The sequence below is a fragment of the Streptomyces sp. NPDC057950 genome (assembly GCF_042887295.1).
Lineage (GTDB): Bacteria > Actinomycetota > Actinomycetes > Streptomycetales > Streptomycetaceae > Streptomyces > Streptomyces kaempferi.
Genome location: NZ_JBHVPP010000020.1, coordinates 189,852 through 205,504, shown reverse-complemented (window position 1 = coordinate 205,504; position 15,653 = coordinate 189,852). Strand labels below are relative to the sequence as shown.

Here is a 15,653-nt window from a genome sequence, read left to right as displayed (position 1 = left end):
CGGTACACCTCCGAGGTGGCGCCCGAAGTGGCCGCCCACCGGGGCGGTTTCCTGTCCGTGTTCGGGGCGCGGCTGCGCGAACTGCCCACGGTCATGGGCGCGAACGTGCCGTACGCCACCGACATGCTGGCCGCGTTCCTGGCCGGCATCGCGGCGGCCAAGATGGGCCTGGTGGAACGGCGCGGCCGGAACCGCGAGTGGCTGCGGAAGGTCGTCGTACGGTGGCTGCCGGTCGGTCTGGCCGATGGTGTGGTCGCCGCCTGCTGTGCGGACGGGCCGCTGGACAGCCGCTGGTTCCTGGTCGGACACACGGTGTCGCCGCTGACCGCGCCCGCGCTGACGGCGTCGTACGCCTGCGGTCCACTCCTGCTGCTCACGGGCGCGCGCCCGGCGGCGGCGCGGGTGCTGGCCGCCTCCGGGCGCATGGTCCTCACCCCGTACCTCTCGCAGTCGCTGGTCCTCGCGTTCGTCCTCACCGGTCACAGCCTCGGGCTCCACGACCGGGTCGGCACCGCCGTCGTCCTGGCCAGGTGTGCGCTGCTCTACGGCAGCCAACTCACCCTGGACGCATGGCTGATGGAGTGGGTGCGGTACGGGCCGGCCGGGATGGTGCTGCGGACCGTCACGCTCGGACGGCGCCCCGGTCGCTCTCCTTCCCCAGGTTCAGGCCCGGCAGCAGCCGAGCCGCTGCGCGTTCCGTGATCGCCGCCGTCTCCGCCTTCGCCGCCGCCGAGATCTCGGCGGCGCCGGGCTCCTCGTACCAGGGGCGCAGCCGGATCAGGGCCGGCTTGACGCCGGTGGCGAGGAGCAGGGCGGTGCCCTTGGGCAGGGCGCGGATCCGGTCGGGCGGCAGGACGGACTCCTGGCGGTAGGAGTAGGAGCGTGAAGTGCCGTCCTTGCTGCGGGAGATGCTCGGGGTCCTCACGTCGTGCTGGCCCACCAGGGTGGAGATCTTCTGCACGAAGTCTGCGTCGTCCAGGCCCGCGCCGAGGAGTTTGACGGTCGCCGCGCTCCACAGCGCGTCCATGCCGACGTCGCCCCACACCCGGGCACCCTGGCGGTAACTCTGGAGCAGGGTCACGACGTTGATGCCGCGCGAGCCGAAGTGGGAGTACAGGTCGGGGAGATCGGAGATGCGGCACACGTTGGCCGCCTCGTCGAGGACCGCGGTCAGCGGCGGGTCGAGCCGGCCGCCCATCCGCTCGGCGGCCACGACACCCGCCCGCATCGTCGCGTCGGCGAGACCCGCGATGACACCGGCCGCCGAACCACCGCCGTCCTTGGACAGCAGGTAGAGGGTGTCGGTGCCCAGGACGTGTTCATTCGGGCGGAACTCCGGGAGTTCGGAGTCGGGGGTGACCCACGCGAGGATCTCGGGGTCGAGGAGGCAGGACGCGGTCTGGCGGGCGGTCTCGTAGATGCCGTCCCGGGTCTCCACCGCGCCGCGCACGGTGCCCTGCAACTGCTCGGCCATCGCGGCGAGTCCGACCTCGCGCAGCAGGTCGATGGGGGTGCGGTCGGCGGGGTCGGCGAGCCAGGCCAGCAGTTGGGTCAGTGGGGCCCGGCCGCGGGCGGCGGCCAGGAACAGCGCGGTGAGGGTGTTCTGGGCGGCCGAGATCCAGAAGTCCTTCTTCGCGGTGTCGTCGTTGACGGACGCCACGAAGTGACCGGCCATCCGGCGGGCGCCCTCGATGGTGTGGCACTCGCCGAGGATGTTCCACCACATGGCACGCGGGGCGTGGGCGATGCCCTGCGGGTCGAACGTCCATACCGTGCCCGCCTTTTCCCGCTGGGCGCGGGTGACGGCGTACACGTCGGACTTGTTCGAGGTGAGCAGGACGGCGCCCTGGGCACGCAGCACCCGGGGCACGGCGATGCCGGTGGACTTGCCGGCCCGGGGCGCCATCAGGTCGAGCTCCACGTCCTCGTAACTGCTGCGCAGTTCGGGGCCCCTGGGGTCGAGGTCGCCGAGGAGGTTGCCGGTCTCGTCGGGGTGGAGCCTTTCGCGGCCATTGAGGGAGGGGCGCAGTTCGCGGGCGCGGGCCTCGATGCCCTGGGGGCACATGGCGGCGAGTTCGCGCTTCCCGGCGAGGCCCTTGGGTGTCCTGCCGCGGCCCATGATGAGGTTGACGACGAGGACGGCAGACACGGACACCATCGCCAGCACGCCGAACATGCCCGCGTAGGTCACAGCGGCCGGGGCGCCCGGCCACACCGCGGTCGGCCCGGCGGAGAGCAGGGTGGAGACGGTGGACAGGGCGAACGGCGGGGCGTCCCAGCCGTAGCCGGCGAGACCGGCGCCGAGGGTGCCGCCGGCCCAGACCATGGTGAACGCGAGGATGCCGAACGCGGCCAGCGCGGCGACGGCCCACTGCACCTGGTCACCGGGGTCGGTGCCGCGGGGTCCGCTCACGCCGTCCACCCCCCGGCCGACGCCTCCACGGCGGGGAAGCCCGGGTCGCCGGGGAGGGCGAGGGTGGCCGGGCCGCCCGCGAGTGCCGGCGGCGGCCCTTCCTGGGCGGGCCGCGCGACCTCTCGGGCGATGCGGGCGGCGGCCCGCTCGACGGCCGCCTCGTCGGTCGTCCAGCGGGTGTTGGTGTTGTGCAGGTCGCGTTCGGCGTCGGTGATGGCGACCTTGATCGGGATGCCGGGGCGGCCACCGACCTTGATGAGGAAACGGCCGCGGCCCGGAGGTTCCTCGTCCTCGCCCCGCACGCCCCAGCCGGGCGGCGAGGACCAGGACGACACGAGGTCGATCTCGCGGCGGGAGAGTCCGACGACCTTGCCGAGGTCCTCCATCTCGGTCTTCGGCAGTCCGGCGCAGACGACCATGCCGGCCCGTTCGACGAAGCCGCGCGCCTTGGCGCGGTCGGCGTCGGTGCCGAGGGCCTCGGCGTCTTTGAGAGTGTGGGTGATCTTGGCGTCGCCCAGGCCGAGGGAGCGGTTGAGGCGGGTGAGGGCGTCGATGCGGTCGACGATGCCGGAGGCGGCGCGCAACGGGCGCCACAGCTCGTCGAGGACGGTGAAGAACCAGCGTCGGGGCGCGAGTCCGGCGTCCGCGAGGGCGTGCGAGGCGGCGACCGCGCCGAGGCCGTCGGACCACGCGGCGAGCATCGCGGCGGCGGTGAGCTGGGTGTCGGCCTCGCCGATGCCGGAGATGTCGATGCACACGGCGGGCGCGTTCGCGTCGATCCGGGTGGACGTCTCGGAGGCGAAGGTGTCGCCGAGCGGGCCGTCGAGGATGCCGAGCAGGGAGCGGTGCAACGGGTCGACGGCGTCCCGGTAGCGGGTGTCGGACCCACGGTCCAGAGTGACCGCGCGGACCCGGTCGGGGCCCTCGGTGAGGACCCGCAGCACGTCGGGCAGCAGCACGGCGCGGCCGGGCGGGGTGCGTTCGCGCAGGTGGTGCAGGACGGCGGAGAGCACGGACTGCTCGTGGTCGTCCATGGGGCGGCCGCGCACGATGGTGATGAGGGCAGCGACCATGTTCAGCACCCGGCCGTGGGCCTCCGCCTTCAGGACCTCGCCGGCGTCGCCGCCGATCCGCGCGGCGGCCTCCCCCATGGCACCCGGGTCCAGGACGTTGATGCCGCCCCGGCCGCGGCCGATGGAGATGACCTGGCCGCCGAGCGCGCGGACGGTGTCGGCGTAATCGGGCTTGAGGTCGCCGAGGACGAGCGGGACGACACCGGTCGCGGCGAGCCCGATCAGCATCCGGTTGACGAGGGTGGACTTGCCCAGGCCCGGCATGCCGAGCATGAACAGGGAGGGGTTGGAGATGTAGCGGGCCCGGGTGAACCAGTTCAGCGGGTCGCCGCAGACCGTGGCGCCGGTGAACAGGTGCTGGCCGAGCGGCACTCCGGTCATGGGCGAGCCCGATCCCGCGGCGAACGGCCACATGCCGCAGGCCTGCACGGTGGTGGCACGCCACATGGTCGGCGGATCCATGTAGCCGACGCGGCCACCGCCGGCGCCCGGCCACCCGCGGGCCGGGACGTACGGCTGCCGGGGCTTGGCCGAGTCCTTCTCCGTGCCGCCGCGTCCACCGCGGGACTTGGCCTTCGCGGACTTCGCGGCGGTCCCGGCGCCGGGTCCGTCCAGGCCGACCAGCCCCGACCCGCCCGCGGCCAGGTCCCGGAGCGCCTCCTGCTCGACCATCAGGTCGGCCCGCTCGGCCAGCTTCTCTTCGCTACGGCGGCTCACAGCGCCTCCTGGAGTTCGTACGGGACGAGGGTCTGCTCCCACGGAAGGATTCCGGCGGGCAGGGTGCAGCTGAACGCGGCTGCCTGCATCCGGTCGGCGGGACGCATCAGCACCCGGGACGCGGCGGTCAGGTTGCGTACGGTGACACTGGCGTCGGCCAGTTCCTCCAAGTCGTCGACGGTGACCGTCAGCATCAGCGAGAACTCCACGAGCCCGGCGCCGGCCGCCTCCTCGGCGGCGGTCTGTTCGGCCGCCCGCACCTCGGAGGCCGCGCGCGCCTGGACCATGCCCTTGCCGGACGTGGCCATGAACTGGGCGCTGCGCCGGTCCGCCTCGACAATCCGGGCCGAGGTGGCGGGGTCGATGGCCCGGTAGACCAGGGCGACCCGCTTGCGCCGGGTGCCGGGGGCGGCCTCCAGCATGCCGCGCAGCACCGAGGAGCGGACGGTGCCGCGGGGTGCCAGGGTCAGCATCCAGGTCCGGGACACACCGGAGTCGTGCTGGTAGGCGTTCACGGTCTCGACGGCGGCGGCGGGGCCGGCGTCGTCCCACTCCAGGCCCGTTCCGCCGTCCTGGGCGCGGGCGTTGAGGACGTCGGCGGCGACGGCGGGGTCGTAGGCCACCCGGACGACCTCGGCGATCCGCTCGGCCGACAGCGGGTAGACGGCACCGCCGCCGGCCGCGACGAGCCCGCTGAGCAGGCCGGGGATGCGGATGGCCAGTTCGGTCATCACGTCCTCCTTCCTGCGCCGCTGGCCCGCCGGGTTGCCGTAGGTGAGGGTGACGTAGGTGTGCATCTCGGAGGAGGCGCTCGGGTAGTTGTCGACGACCTCCTCCATCACGGCGCGGGCGGCCGCCGGCGCGTCGGGGTGGATGCGCGGGAGCACCTCGTGGGCGAGCCGGGTGCCAGGGTCGGGGGCGGTCTCCACGATCACGGTGGCGCCCTTCAGACCGGGTTCGTGGGAGAGCCGGGCCAGCCACTCGCCCCACAGCGCGACCCACACGTCGACCTGGTCCGGGTCGATGAGCGAACCACCGTCGGGATCACAGCCCAGGACGATCGTGTACAGGTCGCGCTGCGGGTGGTGCAGGATCCCGAACGGACGGTCGTAGGCGTCACGGCCCTCGCTCGCGATGACCTTGTTGAGCAGCCCCGGCGGGCGGAACCGGCCGCCGGGCCGCGCGGACAGCGGGCCGGAGACGTAGAGGTGAGAGCCCGCGGCCTTCCGGCGCCACCAGCCGACGCGCAGCGCGAAGAGCTGGTAGACGTTGCGGCCGTCCTGGGTGCGGATGGTCAGCGGGATGAGGAAGAGCACGACCGGTACGAACACGATGAGCGCCGCGTACAGCGAGATCAGTGATGCCAGCAGGGTGGCGACGAGACCACCGAAGATCACGAAGGTGCCGACGAGTCCGAGCGGTCCGAGCCCCGCGCGCCTCGGCCTGCGCCAGTTCCCGTAGGTCGGATGGGAGACGGCTTCCGTGGACATGTGACCGGTTTCCTTTCGTGAAGTGACGTGACGCCGGCACGGCATGGGTCGCGGGCCGGTGGGGAGACCGCCGGGCGCCCTGGGGGAAGGGCGCCCGGCGGCCGCACGTCGGGGGAGGCGACACCGGGAGGACGTACGGGCGTACGGCCTGGGTGTCGTGGACTCCCCCGGGCTCATTTGTTGTTGCCGAGGTCTCCGTCGCCGCCCTCGACGGCGCCGGAGACGGTCGAACCGGCGGTCTGGGCCACTGCCACGCCCCCGAGGATCGCGATGGCTGCGGGGCCGCCCAGCGCCGCTCCGGCTTCCTTGCCCGCGCCGCTCGCGGCCTTGCCGGCACCGGCCCTGCTCGCACCGCTCGCACCGGACGCGCCGTCCGCGCCGTCCGCGCCGCCTGCACCACCGGCGCCACCGGTGCTGCTCGCTCCGCTCGGACCCGCTTGTCCGCTGCTGCCGGACATGCTGCTCATGACGGCGACCGTCACGGCCCCGGTCGCCAGCTGGCTGCCCGCCTGGCCCATGGAGGCCATCGGATCGCCGGTGCCCATGGCGGCGGTGGCGGGTACGACGAGCTTCAGCAGCGCGGGGAGTGCGATGGCCGAGAGCAGCATCACTCCGATACCGGCGATACGGGTGTTGACGTTGGCGTTCGAGCTGGTCTTGCCCTCGGTGATCATCGTCATGCCGGCGTTCAGCACGAGAGCGACCGCGGGCTTGTAGAGCAGCCAGGAGATCGTCCAGCCGATGTGCTTGCGCCACCAGCCGGCGCCCCAGTCCGTCATCGAGGCCGCGGCGGCCATCGGAAAGGTGCCGAGCATGATCATCATGACGCCGAGCCTGATGTACATGAGGATCGTGTGCAGGATGCCCGCGAGCAGCAGCAGGAAGGCGAGGATCAGCAGCAGGAAGGACTGGATGCGGCTGTTGTCCCCGCAGGCGCCGACACTGTCGAGCGTGTTCTGGACGGAGTTGTTGAACAGGTAGGTGGAGTAGCTGTCCGCGATCCTGGCGGCGGCCAGGCAGACGGTGGTGGCGGCGCCCGACACGAGAACGACGCGCAGGATGCCTTTCAGGGCGGTGATGCCCGCGGTGCCCTTGCGCTCCAACGCCATCTTGCCGGCCGCGAACAGCAGGGAACCGACGGCCAGATAGACCACGATCCACGACGTCTTGCCACTGAGGTCGTGCGAGGTGGTCGTGTCCTCGAGGGTGGGGACACTGTCGGCCAGCCCCGCGAACACCGCGATCGCGGCGGCGAGGATCGACTTCGCGATCAAACCGATGACGGTCCCGACCGGGTCGCCGAGAAAACTGAAAAACCCGGTGATCGCGTCCGCGAGCGGATTCCCGTTGTTGCAGGCCGCCACGTCAAGCCCCCCAGAGCGTGTAGCCGACGACGCTCTGCTCGGGGGCCAACTGCGAGTACAGACCCCCGCTTCCGTCGGGCTGGATCTTCCAGTCGCCACCGCTCCAGCGCACGGAGACACTCGTCCTGGCATAGCCTTGGTCGTTCTTGATCAACAGCATGACGGTCGCCGCCTCGCCGGTGTACGAGGTCACCCGGAACCCGGCGTAGGACGACGAGACCGGAGCGCCGTCGGAACCGTCCGTGTCCGGCACGGCGGTGCGCTGGAACACGAACAGTCGGCGTCCCTGCCCGGCGACCACCTGCTGGTCGGTTACGGTGCGCCACTCGGATCCGCTCATCCGGGTGGGGATCACGGTGGCGGCCAGCACGGCGCCCATCGGCGTGTGCGCGAAGCACCACCACACGGCGCCCTGGAACTTGGTCGGACCCGCCGAGGCCGATACCGGTACCCGCCCGATGCCGAGCGTGTGCCACGTGATGTCCTTGGGCACGGACGCTGGTATCGCGTCGCCCGCGCTGTCGTCGGTACGGCAGCCGCCGGGGCGGCCGTCCTTCCTGGTCACGGTGCCGGACAGCGGGCCTTTGGACACCGACGCCTCGGCACGGCCACCCGGGCCCGATCCTGACGTCAGCGTGCCGATCACGCCGAGGACGACGACCAGCGCGAGGAATACCGCCGACGCCTGCCAACTGCGCTGCTTCCAGTACGGCCCGGACTCCTCGGACCGCTGTTCTCCGCGCTTGAAGATGCCCACCGTCGCGCGCCCTCTAGTTGAAGACGAACTGGACGAGCGGACCGGCGGTGGCCACCAGGACACAGCCGCCGAGCACCATGCCGAGGCGGCTCATGTGCTCCGAACTCTCGCCCCGCTTGACGGAGATGGCCATCATCGCGCCGGTGACCAGCACACCGCAGACACCGGCCGCGGTGCCGGCCCAGGCGAGGATCCCGAGGACGAGGTTCACCTTGGTGGTCAGGTCACCGGGGGCGTTGCTGGTCGGCTGCGGCACGCCGGCGGCGAGGAAGGTGGAGGCTTCGTGGAGCATTGCGGACATGAGGGTTCTCCGAGGAGTCGGCGCCCGGCTCGAGCGGTGGGCGAGAAGGTGAACTGGCGGTGTTGGACGGCCTGTCGGCCTCAGGGACCTTGAAGGGTCAGATCGCCGAGGAACGTGACGAGCGGACCGGCCGTGGTGGCGATCACGCAGGCGAGGACGACGAGGAAGACACCGCGGAAGTGCTCACCGCCCTCGCCCGGGTCGCCGCGGCGCAACTGGAGCGCCATCTGTATGCCGACGATGATCAGTCCGGCGACGCCACAGGCAGAGGCGCACCAGCAGAGGGTGTTGATGATCAGGTGACCGTCGTCGCCCGGGTCGTACCCGTCGGCCACGTACCGCCTGACAGAAAGGAGTCGACTCACGACACGGCTCCCTCGCCGAAGACGTCGCTGCCCACCAGCCGTGCGAGCGTGACGAGTTGCCCAGGGATGTGACGCATCCGGCTGTCCGTGCGCCACGCCGGGATCCACGGCACGCGGTGTACACGGGCGACGGAGCGCAGGACCCGGATGTGGCGCAGCAGAGTGAGCGGCAGCCGCCCTGGGGCGTCGGCGACGAGCACCACGGACAGCAGTTCGAGTCCCTGCGGGGCCTTGCCGTCCTCGAGCGCGCCGAGGGCCTGGGACACGGACCGCAGTCCACTCGCGCTAGTCCGGCCGACCAGGGCGATCCGGTACGGCTCGCCCTGCGCGGGCTCCGGCCAGCGGGCGCCCACGTCCACGCCTCCGAGGGCCTCGGCCAGCGAGGTGGCCCCGGAGCCACCGTGTGCCTTGACCCACCCGACGTCCTCGCGCGACCTGCCGCGCGCCGCTGTCCTTGGTCGCTTCGGCCGGCTCCGGTCCTGCTCCGCCGGACGGCCCGAAGGGGTCATGCGCGCAGGGACGTTGCCCTGAGGGACGGGGGTCTGCCGTACGACGGGTGCGGCGGGCCGGGGAGCGGCCGGAGTGAGCGGGTTCGGCACGGGCTGTACGACGCTCTGCGTCTGCGCCGCCGGTGCGCCCTGCCGCGCGGGTGGGGACGGCAGGCCGCCACCGAGGCCCTGGCGCGGAGAGTATGACGTGCGCCCGGCGGGAGCGGCCGTGTCGCCGTCCGTCGCCAGGTGTGCCGGTTGCGTGGGCTGTGTGGACTTGGGTCCCCGTACCCATGACTGCGGGATCGGTTGTGGTGCCGAAGGAGTGCCCACGATGTTTTTCCCGCCCCCCTCCTGGCTCGTGCTTCCACTGCTCTGACTCATCTGGTTTCCACTGTTTTGAACCTTTTCTGCGCCAGGCCCGTTTCGGTCTACCGGGTCGGACGGACAGCACAACGGGCCATGTGGCCACAGCGGTTCAAGACGAGCGGAAGAAGGCGTGGGACGCGGATGAGCGCCAAGGAGAGCGAAGGCGGCGCAGGCTCGAACGCCGTCATGTACGGCGTGGCAGGCGCCGGCGTGGGCGGCTGCGTGATGATCCCGCTCGCCGTGGCGGGCGCCGTGCCGTTGATCATCATCTTCGGCGGGCTCGGAGTCCTGTTCGCCCCCCTGATCGCGCTGATCCTTCTTTTCGGAGGAGGCGGCGGCAGCGCCGACGACTACGGCAGCGACAACGACACCGCCAACCAGATGGTGGGCGTCCTCCAGGGCGACGGGAAGGGCGAGTTGGACACAGCCACCGTCCCCACGGACCTGGTGGACCCCATCCAGAAGGCCGGTGAGCAGTGCGACGCGATCGGCCCGATCGTCATCGCCTCCCAACTGGAGAAGGCGTCCGGCTTCAACTCGACTCTGGTCGGCCCGCACGGCGAGACGGGCATCTCACAGCTGGCGCCGGACATCTTCAGCAAGTACGGCAAGGACGACGACGGCAACGGGAAGACGCAGGCGACGGACAACAAGGACTCGATCATGGCCCTGAGCCGCTACATGTGCGATCTGGCGGGCCAGGGACAGACATTGCTCGACAACGGCACGGTCGTGAAGACCACCGACCGGAACGGCAACACCACCAACAGCGTCCTGGACCTCGCCCTGGCCGGCTACGCCATCGGGATGGACGCCGTGAAGGCGGCCAAAGGCGTCCCGCAGTCGAACGACGCGCTGAGCTACGTCCTCGCCATCCGTGCCCAGTTCGCCAAGTACCAGGGCATCGCAGCCCCACCCTCGGGCGCCACCCCCGGCGTCACACCCACCGCGGCGCCGACAGACACGAACTGACACACCCGCCGCTTGACCAGACCCTGCCGTACGAGGAGCACAGCCATGGACCTGGACCGCTTCAAGGTGTATGTCTCCGGCGACGGCCTCGCCGAGATCAACGGCGATCCGCTCGTCCCCGCCCCCGGCCAGTCCGTGCACGAGGCCGTACTCGACGAGTTGCACCGGTACGCCGAAGAGTCCGGCGCGGCCGTGGACGCCACGGTCGGCGACGGCCCCGACGCGGCCCGCTTCGTCCTCCGGGTACTGCCGGACGGCTCCAGCCACGTCCTCGCGTATGACTCCGGGGAAACACCGGAACCCGAACCCCGGTCGGATTCCCGGCCGGAACCCGGGCCGGCCTGCGAGCCGTCCGCCGACGTTGCGCCCCCGCCCACCGTCACGGCGGCCGCCGTCACCGCCATCGCCACCGCGGTCTCCCGCGCACACGCCACCACGACCACCACCCGTACCGCCGCGCCGGAGCCCGTCCCTGACGAGGACCTGCTTCCGGCCGAGCTCGCCGAACAGATCGGCCACATCCACACGTTGGGGGTCGCGGGCCGGCTCGACGAGGCGTTCGCTGAGGCGACCGCACTGCGCGAACGCCTGACCGGCTCGCTGGGCGCCGAGCATCCGCACGCGGTGGAGGCGCGAGCCATGGAGGCATACCTCGCGCATCTGCGCGGCGACCACCGCGAATCCGTCGTTCTGGCGCTGGCCGTGGCACGGATCCGGTGTGGCGCCGGGGACGAGCGGGCGCCGATGGACGTGGCGCGGGCGGCGGCGGCCTGGCAGCGGCTCGACGACTCCCAGGCCGCCGTGACCCATGGACGCGAACTGCTGCACATGTGGGACATGTTGGGCCGTCGGGGTCCGCTGCCGTCCGGCCACGCCGAACTCGCCGAAGAGGTCCACAGGTACGTGACAACGCTGGAGGGGGCGTACATCTGAGGCCTCGTACGCGCCCACGCGCACTCCGGCGCACTCGCGCTGACCGGCCCGTCAATCACCTCGTACACCAGGCGTCAAACAGACGTGGACCGTCCCTCGGAACACTCCGTTCCCCACGAACACCGACCGGCCCGCGAACGGCCGGGGCGGTCAACCCGAGGAGCAGGAGCACTTCCATGAACGTGACTGCCATCGGATCGGCAAGCGCGGTCTCGCCCGAGGAACGGGCACTGCGCGACCTCTACCTGGAACACGGGCCGGCCCTCTACTCGTACGTGCTGCGCATGCTGGACTGGGACACGCACCGCGCTGAGGACGTCCTCCAGGAGACGCTGCTGCGCTGCTGGAACAACGGGAACCTGACCGACGCCGAGGGAATGGCCGTACGCCCCTGGATGTTCCGGGTCGCCCGCAACCTCGTCATCGACGCCCACCGGACCCGGATGGCACGTCCGTTGGAGATCAGCGGCACCAACTGGCTGGTCGACGTGCACTCCGAGGTGGACGACGTAGAACGGCTGCTGTCGTCCATGGTGCTGCACAAGGCCCTGCAGACGCTCACGCCCGCACACCGTGAGGTGCTCTGGGCGACGTTCTTCGCGGACCGCACCACCCAGCAGGTCGCGGAAGACCTGGGGATTCCGCGGGGCACCGTGAAGTCCCGCGTGTACTACGCGCTGCGCAGCCTGCGCCTGGCCCTGAGGGAACACGGAGTAGTGGTGGACGAGGTGCAGGAGGAGAAGCCGGACACGGAGACGGACGTGACTTGCTGACCGACGGCCTTGAATCCATGAAAGGCGTCAAGGTCTGTCGGCGCCTCCGCCTCCTAGGCGTCCAGATCACTCAGGACCGCGCTCACGCCCTCGGCGTCCGAGTGGCCCACCTCCTCCAGCAGCGCGAGTGCCGACCGCAGCGCCGCACGAGCCGCGCCCTTGTCGCCGGTGGCGCGGTGGGCATCCGCGAGGTGACGCAGGACGTCGGATTCGAGATAGCGGTCTCCGATCTCAGCGAACAGGCGCGCCGACCGCTCGAACTGCTCGATGGCTTCTGGGTACTGGCCGAGGTGGTGATACGCATACCCGAGGGTGTCCTGCATCGAAGCTACGCCGTACGGATCGTCCATCGTCTCGTAGAGGGCCAGACTCTCCCGACAGCAGTTGAGGGCCACCTCGTGGTCACCGATGAGGATGTACGTCCAGGCCACCTGATTGAGCACACCGGCTTCACCGTTGCGGTCGGCCTCGGCCCGGAACAGCGCGCGGGCCTGTGCGTAGTGTTCGAGGGCGACGCCGCGTCCGTCCGTCCGGTTGGCGAGATAGGCGAGGGCACGATGACCCCGGGCCTGACCGAACGGGTTGCCAGCGGCACGGAACAGTTCCAGCGAACGTTCGAGGTACTCCAACGCGGGCTCCGCGTGGTTGAGCTGCGAATGGGCCACGCCCAGACCGCACAGGGCGTAGGCCTGACCGATGGGATCACCGATCTTCCGCGCCGATGCGAGCGCAACGCTGTTGATCTTCAGGAGGTCGTGCCAGAAACCGAGCCGGTTGAAGTAGACGTCCAGACTCGCGGCGGTGCGCCAGGCGTGTTCGTCAAAGCCGTGGGCGGCGGCGTGTTCGACGATCGCGCTCAGGACGTACCGCTCCGTACGCAGCCAAGTGCTCGCCTGCGCCCGGTCGTCGAACCGACGGGGTTCGCTGCCCGTTGTGCTCGGCGGCAGGTCGATGGTTTCACGGAAAGGATCGAGAACCGAGGACACATTGTGGGCGGTTCGCAGGAAGTGGTCGTGCATCCGCAGCAGAGCCGCGCCGCGAATGCTCTCGCTGTCCTCCGTCTCGGCGAGTTCGCCGGAGTAGGTGCGCAACAGGTCGTGGAAGACGAACCGGCCCGGAGCGTGTTCGATGAGCAGGCTCGCCCCAGTGAGTTCGGTCAGCAGGACACGGACCCGACGGGGTGGCGCGCCTGCCAGAGCGGTCGCCGCGACGGTGGTGATGTCCGGGCCCGGATGCAGGGCGAGGCGGCGGAAGAGCCCGGCGGCCTCGGACGACAGGGCCTGGTACGACCAGGAGAACACGGCACGGGCGTCGGTGCCGGCGTCGTCCCCGACGAACGCGTCGAGACTGCCGTGGTGGGACCGGAGTTCCTGGGCGACATCGGCGAGCTTGAAGCCGGGATGGTGGGCCGCTCGGGCCGCCACAATGGCCAGGGCCAGCGGCAGCCGGGCGCACAGTTCGGTGATCGCGGCGACGGCCTGCGGTTCAGCATCGACACGGGTGTCGCCCAGCCGCCGGGACAACAACTCGTAGGATTCCTCGGCGCTCAGCAGACCTGGCGTGAGCGGATGGGCACCGTGCCCCGCGACGAGGCCTCCGAGACGGTTGCGGCTGGTGACGATGACAAGGCTGCCGGGCGTGCCGGGCAGCAACGGCCTTACCTGCTCCGCATCGCGGGCGTTGTCCAGCACGATCAGGACGCGCCGGTCGGCGAGGATACTGCGGTAGAGGGCGGCCTGGGCGTCGAGTCCCTCCGGAACAGCCTGCGGGCCCACGCCGAGCGCCACGAGGAACATCTCGATCGCCGAGCCCGGAAGCAGCCGGGAGCCGTGCGGGTCGTAGCCGCGAAGGTTGACGTAGAGGCTGCCGTCGGGGAAGCGGTGGGCGATCCGGTGCGCCCAGTGCACGGCGAGAGTGGTTTTGCCGGTCCCCGCCATTCCGTCGATGACCGCGATGACCGCGGCACCGGGCGGGCCATTCCCCTCGGGCAACAGGGTTGCGACGTAGTCGAGTTCGACGCGACGGCCAATGAACAGGGCGTGATCGGCCGGGAGTTGGGCCGGGTTAACGGCTTTGGCACGCCGGCCGGGCGACGGACCGTCCGGCTCCGGAGAAGGCACCGCCTCGGAGCTGTGCGCAGCACGGGCGCCACCGGCCGGTCCGTGGAAAGTCAGCCGGGCGAGCGCGGGGTCTCCCGCCAGGATCCGGGCGTGTACGGCTCGCAGGGACGGGCCCGGCTCGATGCCCAACTCGTCGACGAGCACGCGACGCGTGCTCGCATAGACGTCCAACGCCTCGGCCTGCCGCCCGCACTGGTACAGGGCGGTCAGCAGCAGCGCGACCACTGCCTCACGCAGCGGATGTGCGTTACGCAGCGCCAGCAGCTCCGGCACCGCCGCCTCGTGCCGATCCAACTCCAACTCCAGGGAAAGCCTCAACTCCAAGGCGCCGAGCTGCCGTTCGGCCAGATCGGTCCGCGCGGACTCGGCGTACGGGCCGGGCACGCCCGCCAGTGCCGCGCCGTTCCCGGTAGCCGGCACGGTACGCAGCAACTGGACCGCGCCTGCTCCGTCACCGGCGACACGACGGCGCTCGGCCCGCGTCACCGCCTCCTCGAAATCGGCCAGGTCACTGGAGATCGAGTCGGTCCGCAGGGCGTATCCGTCCCCGATGGAGACCAGCAGCCCGGACGGCCGCCCCGGCGTCCGCTCGGGCTCGAACAGCTTGCGGAGGCGTGAAATGTAGGTACGCACCACCGCGACAGCGCCCCGGGGTGGCCGTGCGCCCCACACCCCGTCCACGAGATCGGCCACCCCGATCGCCCGCCCCCGGCTCACCAGCAGCATCGCGAGCACCGCACGCTGCTGAGGGGATCCGAGCGCCAGTTCGTCGGGCCCACGCCAGGCACGCAATGGGCCGAGCAGGGAGAACCGGAGGGCCTCTAGACCACTTTTCTCCACGGCCCAGAACAGTAGTGGCCGAGACGCCGAACGTCAGACCGAATCGAAGATTATGGCGAGACGTTCGCACGCAAGACGTCACTCCGGAAATCTGCCCCCTGGTGGACACCTTCCACCGGCAGGAGATCCAAGCACATGCGGCCCGGATCTTCGCCCGGAGCACCGAAGAGAGCACAGCCGAACACGAGCAGTCGCGAATCGCGCTGATCAACGCCGGTGCGATCGAGGCAGCCTACAAAGACATCCCCTGGACCTGATGAGACTCGCTGACTTCCCCACCTGCTCACCCCGATTCCCCACCCCGGCGGCGCTGATCCGCGGACGAACCTCACTCGGGAGGGGCCGTCTCAATGGCCAGCCAGGTCCAGAGGCGGAGCCGACCCGGTGGGTTCCGTGCTCAACTCACGGGGATGGCTCGGCGGCCTGCTCCGGTAGGAGGGCAACCGGAATACGTCGGAAACGTGCCGTAGGCACACCGTCGGGGCGAGGCCGTTGTCCGCCACATCAGCGAATCACCCGGCCGACAGCCGTGGCCAGGTCCGCGGCCTTGGACTGATCGCGGCCCATGACCTCGACCGTGTTGCCGCCCGCTACCGCCCGCGCGCCGATGGCACGGCCATGTTCCCGGTGCCGATGATGCTGATGCTGCTCATGAGAAGTCCTGTCCTCGTTGTGGGT

Annotated in this window: 14 protein-coding genes and 1 pseudogene; 5 read left to right on the top strand and 10 right to left on the bottom strand. The window is 70.9% G+C overall.

What is annotated here, in order from left to right:
• The first annotated feature begins 15 nt into the window (after nt 1–15).
• Entirely contained in the window at nt 16–702 is a 687-nt protein-coding gene (locus ACFVTC_RS30320) for a DUF418 domain-containing protein (protein ID WP_390131677.1), read from the top strand.
• Here ACFVTC_RS30320 and ACFVTC_RS30315 read toward each other — a convergent pair.
• The 8 genes from ACFVTC_RS30315 to ACFVTC_RS30280 all read right to left on the bottom strand — a co-directional run bounded on the left by ACFVTC_RS30315 (nt 623) and on the right by ACFVTC_RS30280 (nt 8,989).
• Nucleotides 623–2,422 (bottom strand): type IV secretory system conjugative DNA transfer family protein, encoded by a 1,800-nt coding sequence (locus tag ACFVTC_RS30315; protein ID WP_390131676.1) that lies wholly within the window; start codon nt 2,420–2,422, stop codon nt 623–625. The two genes, ACFVTC_RS30320 and ACFVTC_RS30315, sit on opposite strands and share 80 nt — an antisense overlap.
• The gene (locus tag ACFVTC_RS30310) at nt 2,410–4,203 is read right to left on the bottom strand and encodes an ATP/GTP-binding protein (protein WP_390131674.1); all 1,794 of its coding nucleotides are present in this window, start codon (nt 4,201–4,203) and stop codon (nt 2,410–2,412) included. The genes ACFVTC_RS30315 and ACFVTC_RS30310 overlap by 13 nt, the downstream gene beginning before the upstream one ends.
• Nucleotides 4,200–5,693 (bottom strand): SCO6880 family protein, encoded by a 1,494-nt coding sequence (locus ACFVTC_RS30305; protein WP_390131673.1) that lies wholly within the window; start codon nt 5,691–5,693, stop codon nt 4,200–4,202. Before ACFVTC_RS30305 ends, ACFVTC_RS30310 begins: the two co-directional genes overlap by 4 nt.
• A 173-nt stretch (nt 5,694–5,866) precedes the next feature.
• On the bottom strand, nt 5,867–7,057 hold the full coding sequence (locus ACFVTC_RS30300) for a hypothetical protein (RefSeq protein WP_390131672.1): 1,191 nt from the start codon (nt 7,055–7,057) through the stop codon (nt 5,867–5,869).
• Nucleotide 7,058: 1 nt separating this feature from the next.
• Complete coding sequence (locus ACFVTC_RS30295; RefSeq protein ID WP_390131671.1) at nt 7,059–7,814, bottom strand: hypothetical protein; 756 nt, start codon at nt 7,812–7,814, stop codon at nt 7,059–7,061.
• 13 nt (nt 7,815–7,827) lie between these two features.
• The gene (locus ACFVTC_RS30290) at nt 7,828–8,115 is read right to left on the bottom strand and encodes a hypothetical protein (protein WP_390131670.1); all 288 of its coding nucleotides are present in this window, start codon (nt 8,113–8,115) and stop codon (nt 7,828–7,830) included.
• Nucleotides 8,116–8,195: 80 nt separating this feature from the next.
• The gene (locus ACFVTC_RS30285; RefSeq protein WP_390131669.1) at nt 8,196–8,480 is read right to left on the bottom strand and encodes a hypothetical protein; all 285 of its coding nucleotides are present in this window, start codon (nt 8,478–8,480) and stop codon (nt 8,196–8,198) included.
• The gene (locus ACFVTC_RS30280) at nt 8,477–8,989 is read right to left on the bottom strand and encodes a hypothetical protein (RefSeq protein WP_390131668.1); all 513 of its coding nucleotides are present in this window, start codon (nt 8,987–8,989) and stop codon (nt 8,477–8,479) included. The genes ACFVTC_RS30285 and ACFVTC_RS30280 overlap by 4 nt, the downstream gene beginning before the upstream one ends.
• A gap of 489 nt (nt 8,990–9,478) precedes the next feature.
• On the opposite strand from ACFVTC_RS30280, the gene ACFVTC_RS30275 reads away from it, so the two are divergent.
• The 3 genes from ACFVTC_RS30275 to ACFVTC_RS30265 all read left to right on the top strand — a co-directional run bounded on the left by ACFVTC_RS30275 (nt 9,479) and on the right by ACFVTC_RS30265 (nt 12,015).
• Nucleotides 9,479–10,309, top strand: a complete 831-nt coding sequence (locus ACFVTC_RS30275) for a lytic transglycosylase domain-containing protein (RefSeq protein ID WP_390131667.1) — start codon at nt 9,479–9,481, stop codon at nt 10,307–10,309.
• Between the two features lie 45 nt (nt 10,310–10,354).
• Entirely contained in the window at nt 10,355–11,242 is an 888-nt protein-coding gene (locus tag ACFVTC_RS30270) for a hypothetical protein (RefSeq protein WP_390131666.1), read from the top strand.
• A 176-nt stretch (nt 11,243–11,418) separates the two neighbouring features.
• On the top strand, nt 11,419–12,015 hold the full coding sequence (locus ACFVTC_RS30265) for a sigma-70 family RNA polymerase sigma factor (protein ID WP_390131665.1): 597 nt from the start codon (nt 11,419–11,421) through the stop codon (nt 12,013–12,015).
• A gap of 53 nt (nt 12,016–12,068) precedes the next feature.
• On the opposite strand, the gene ACFVTC_RS30260 is transcribed toward ACFVTC_RS30265, so the two are convergent.
• Nucleotides 12,069–14,975 (bottom strand): BTAD domain-containing putative transcriptional regulator, encoded by a 2,907-nt coding sequence (locus ACFVTC_RS30260; RefSeq protein WP_390131664.1) that lies wholly within the window; start codon nt 14,973–14,975, stop codon nt 12,069–12,071.
• A gap of 101 nt (nt 14,976–15,076) precedes the next feature.
• Here ACFVTC_RS30260 and ACFVTC_RS30255 point away from each other — a divergent pair, with 101 nt between their 5' ends.
• Nucleotides 15,077–15,232 carry a hypothetical protein gene (locus ACFVTC_RS30255; protein ID WP_390131663.1) on the top strand — a complete coding sequence of 52 codons (156 nt, stop codon included), beginning with the start codon at nt 15,077–15,079 and terminating at the stop codon, nt 15,230–15,232.
• Between the two features lie 262 nt (nt 15,233–15,494).
• Here the strand turns inward: ACFVTC_RS30255 and ACFVTC_RS30250 are convergent.
• A pseudogene (locus ACFVTC_RS30250) lies at nt 15,495–15,628 on the bottom strand (NAD(P)-binding domain-containing protein); the annotation flags it as partial.
• Between the last annotated feature and the right edge of the window lie 25 nt (nt 15,629–15,653).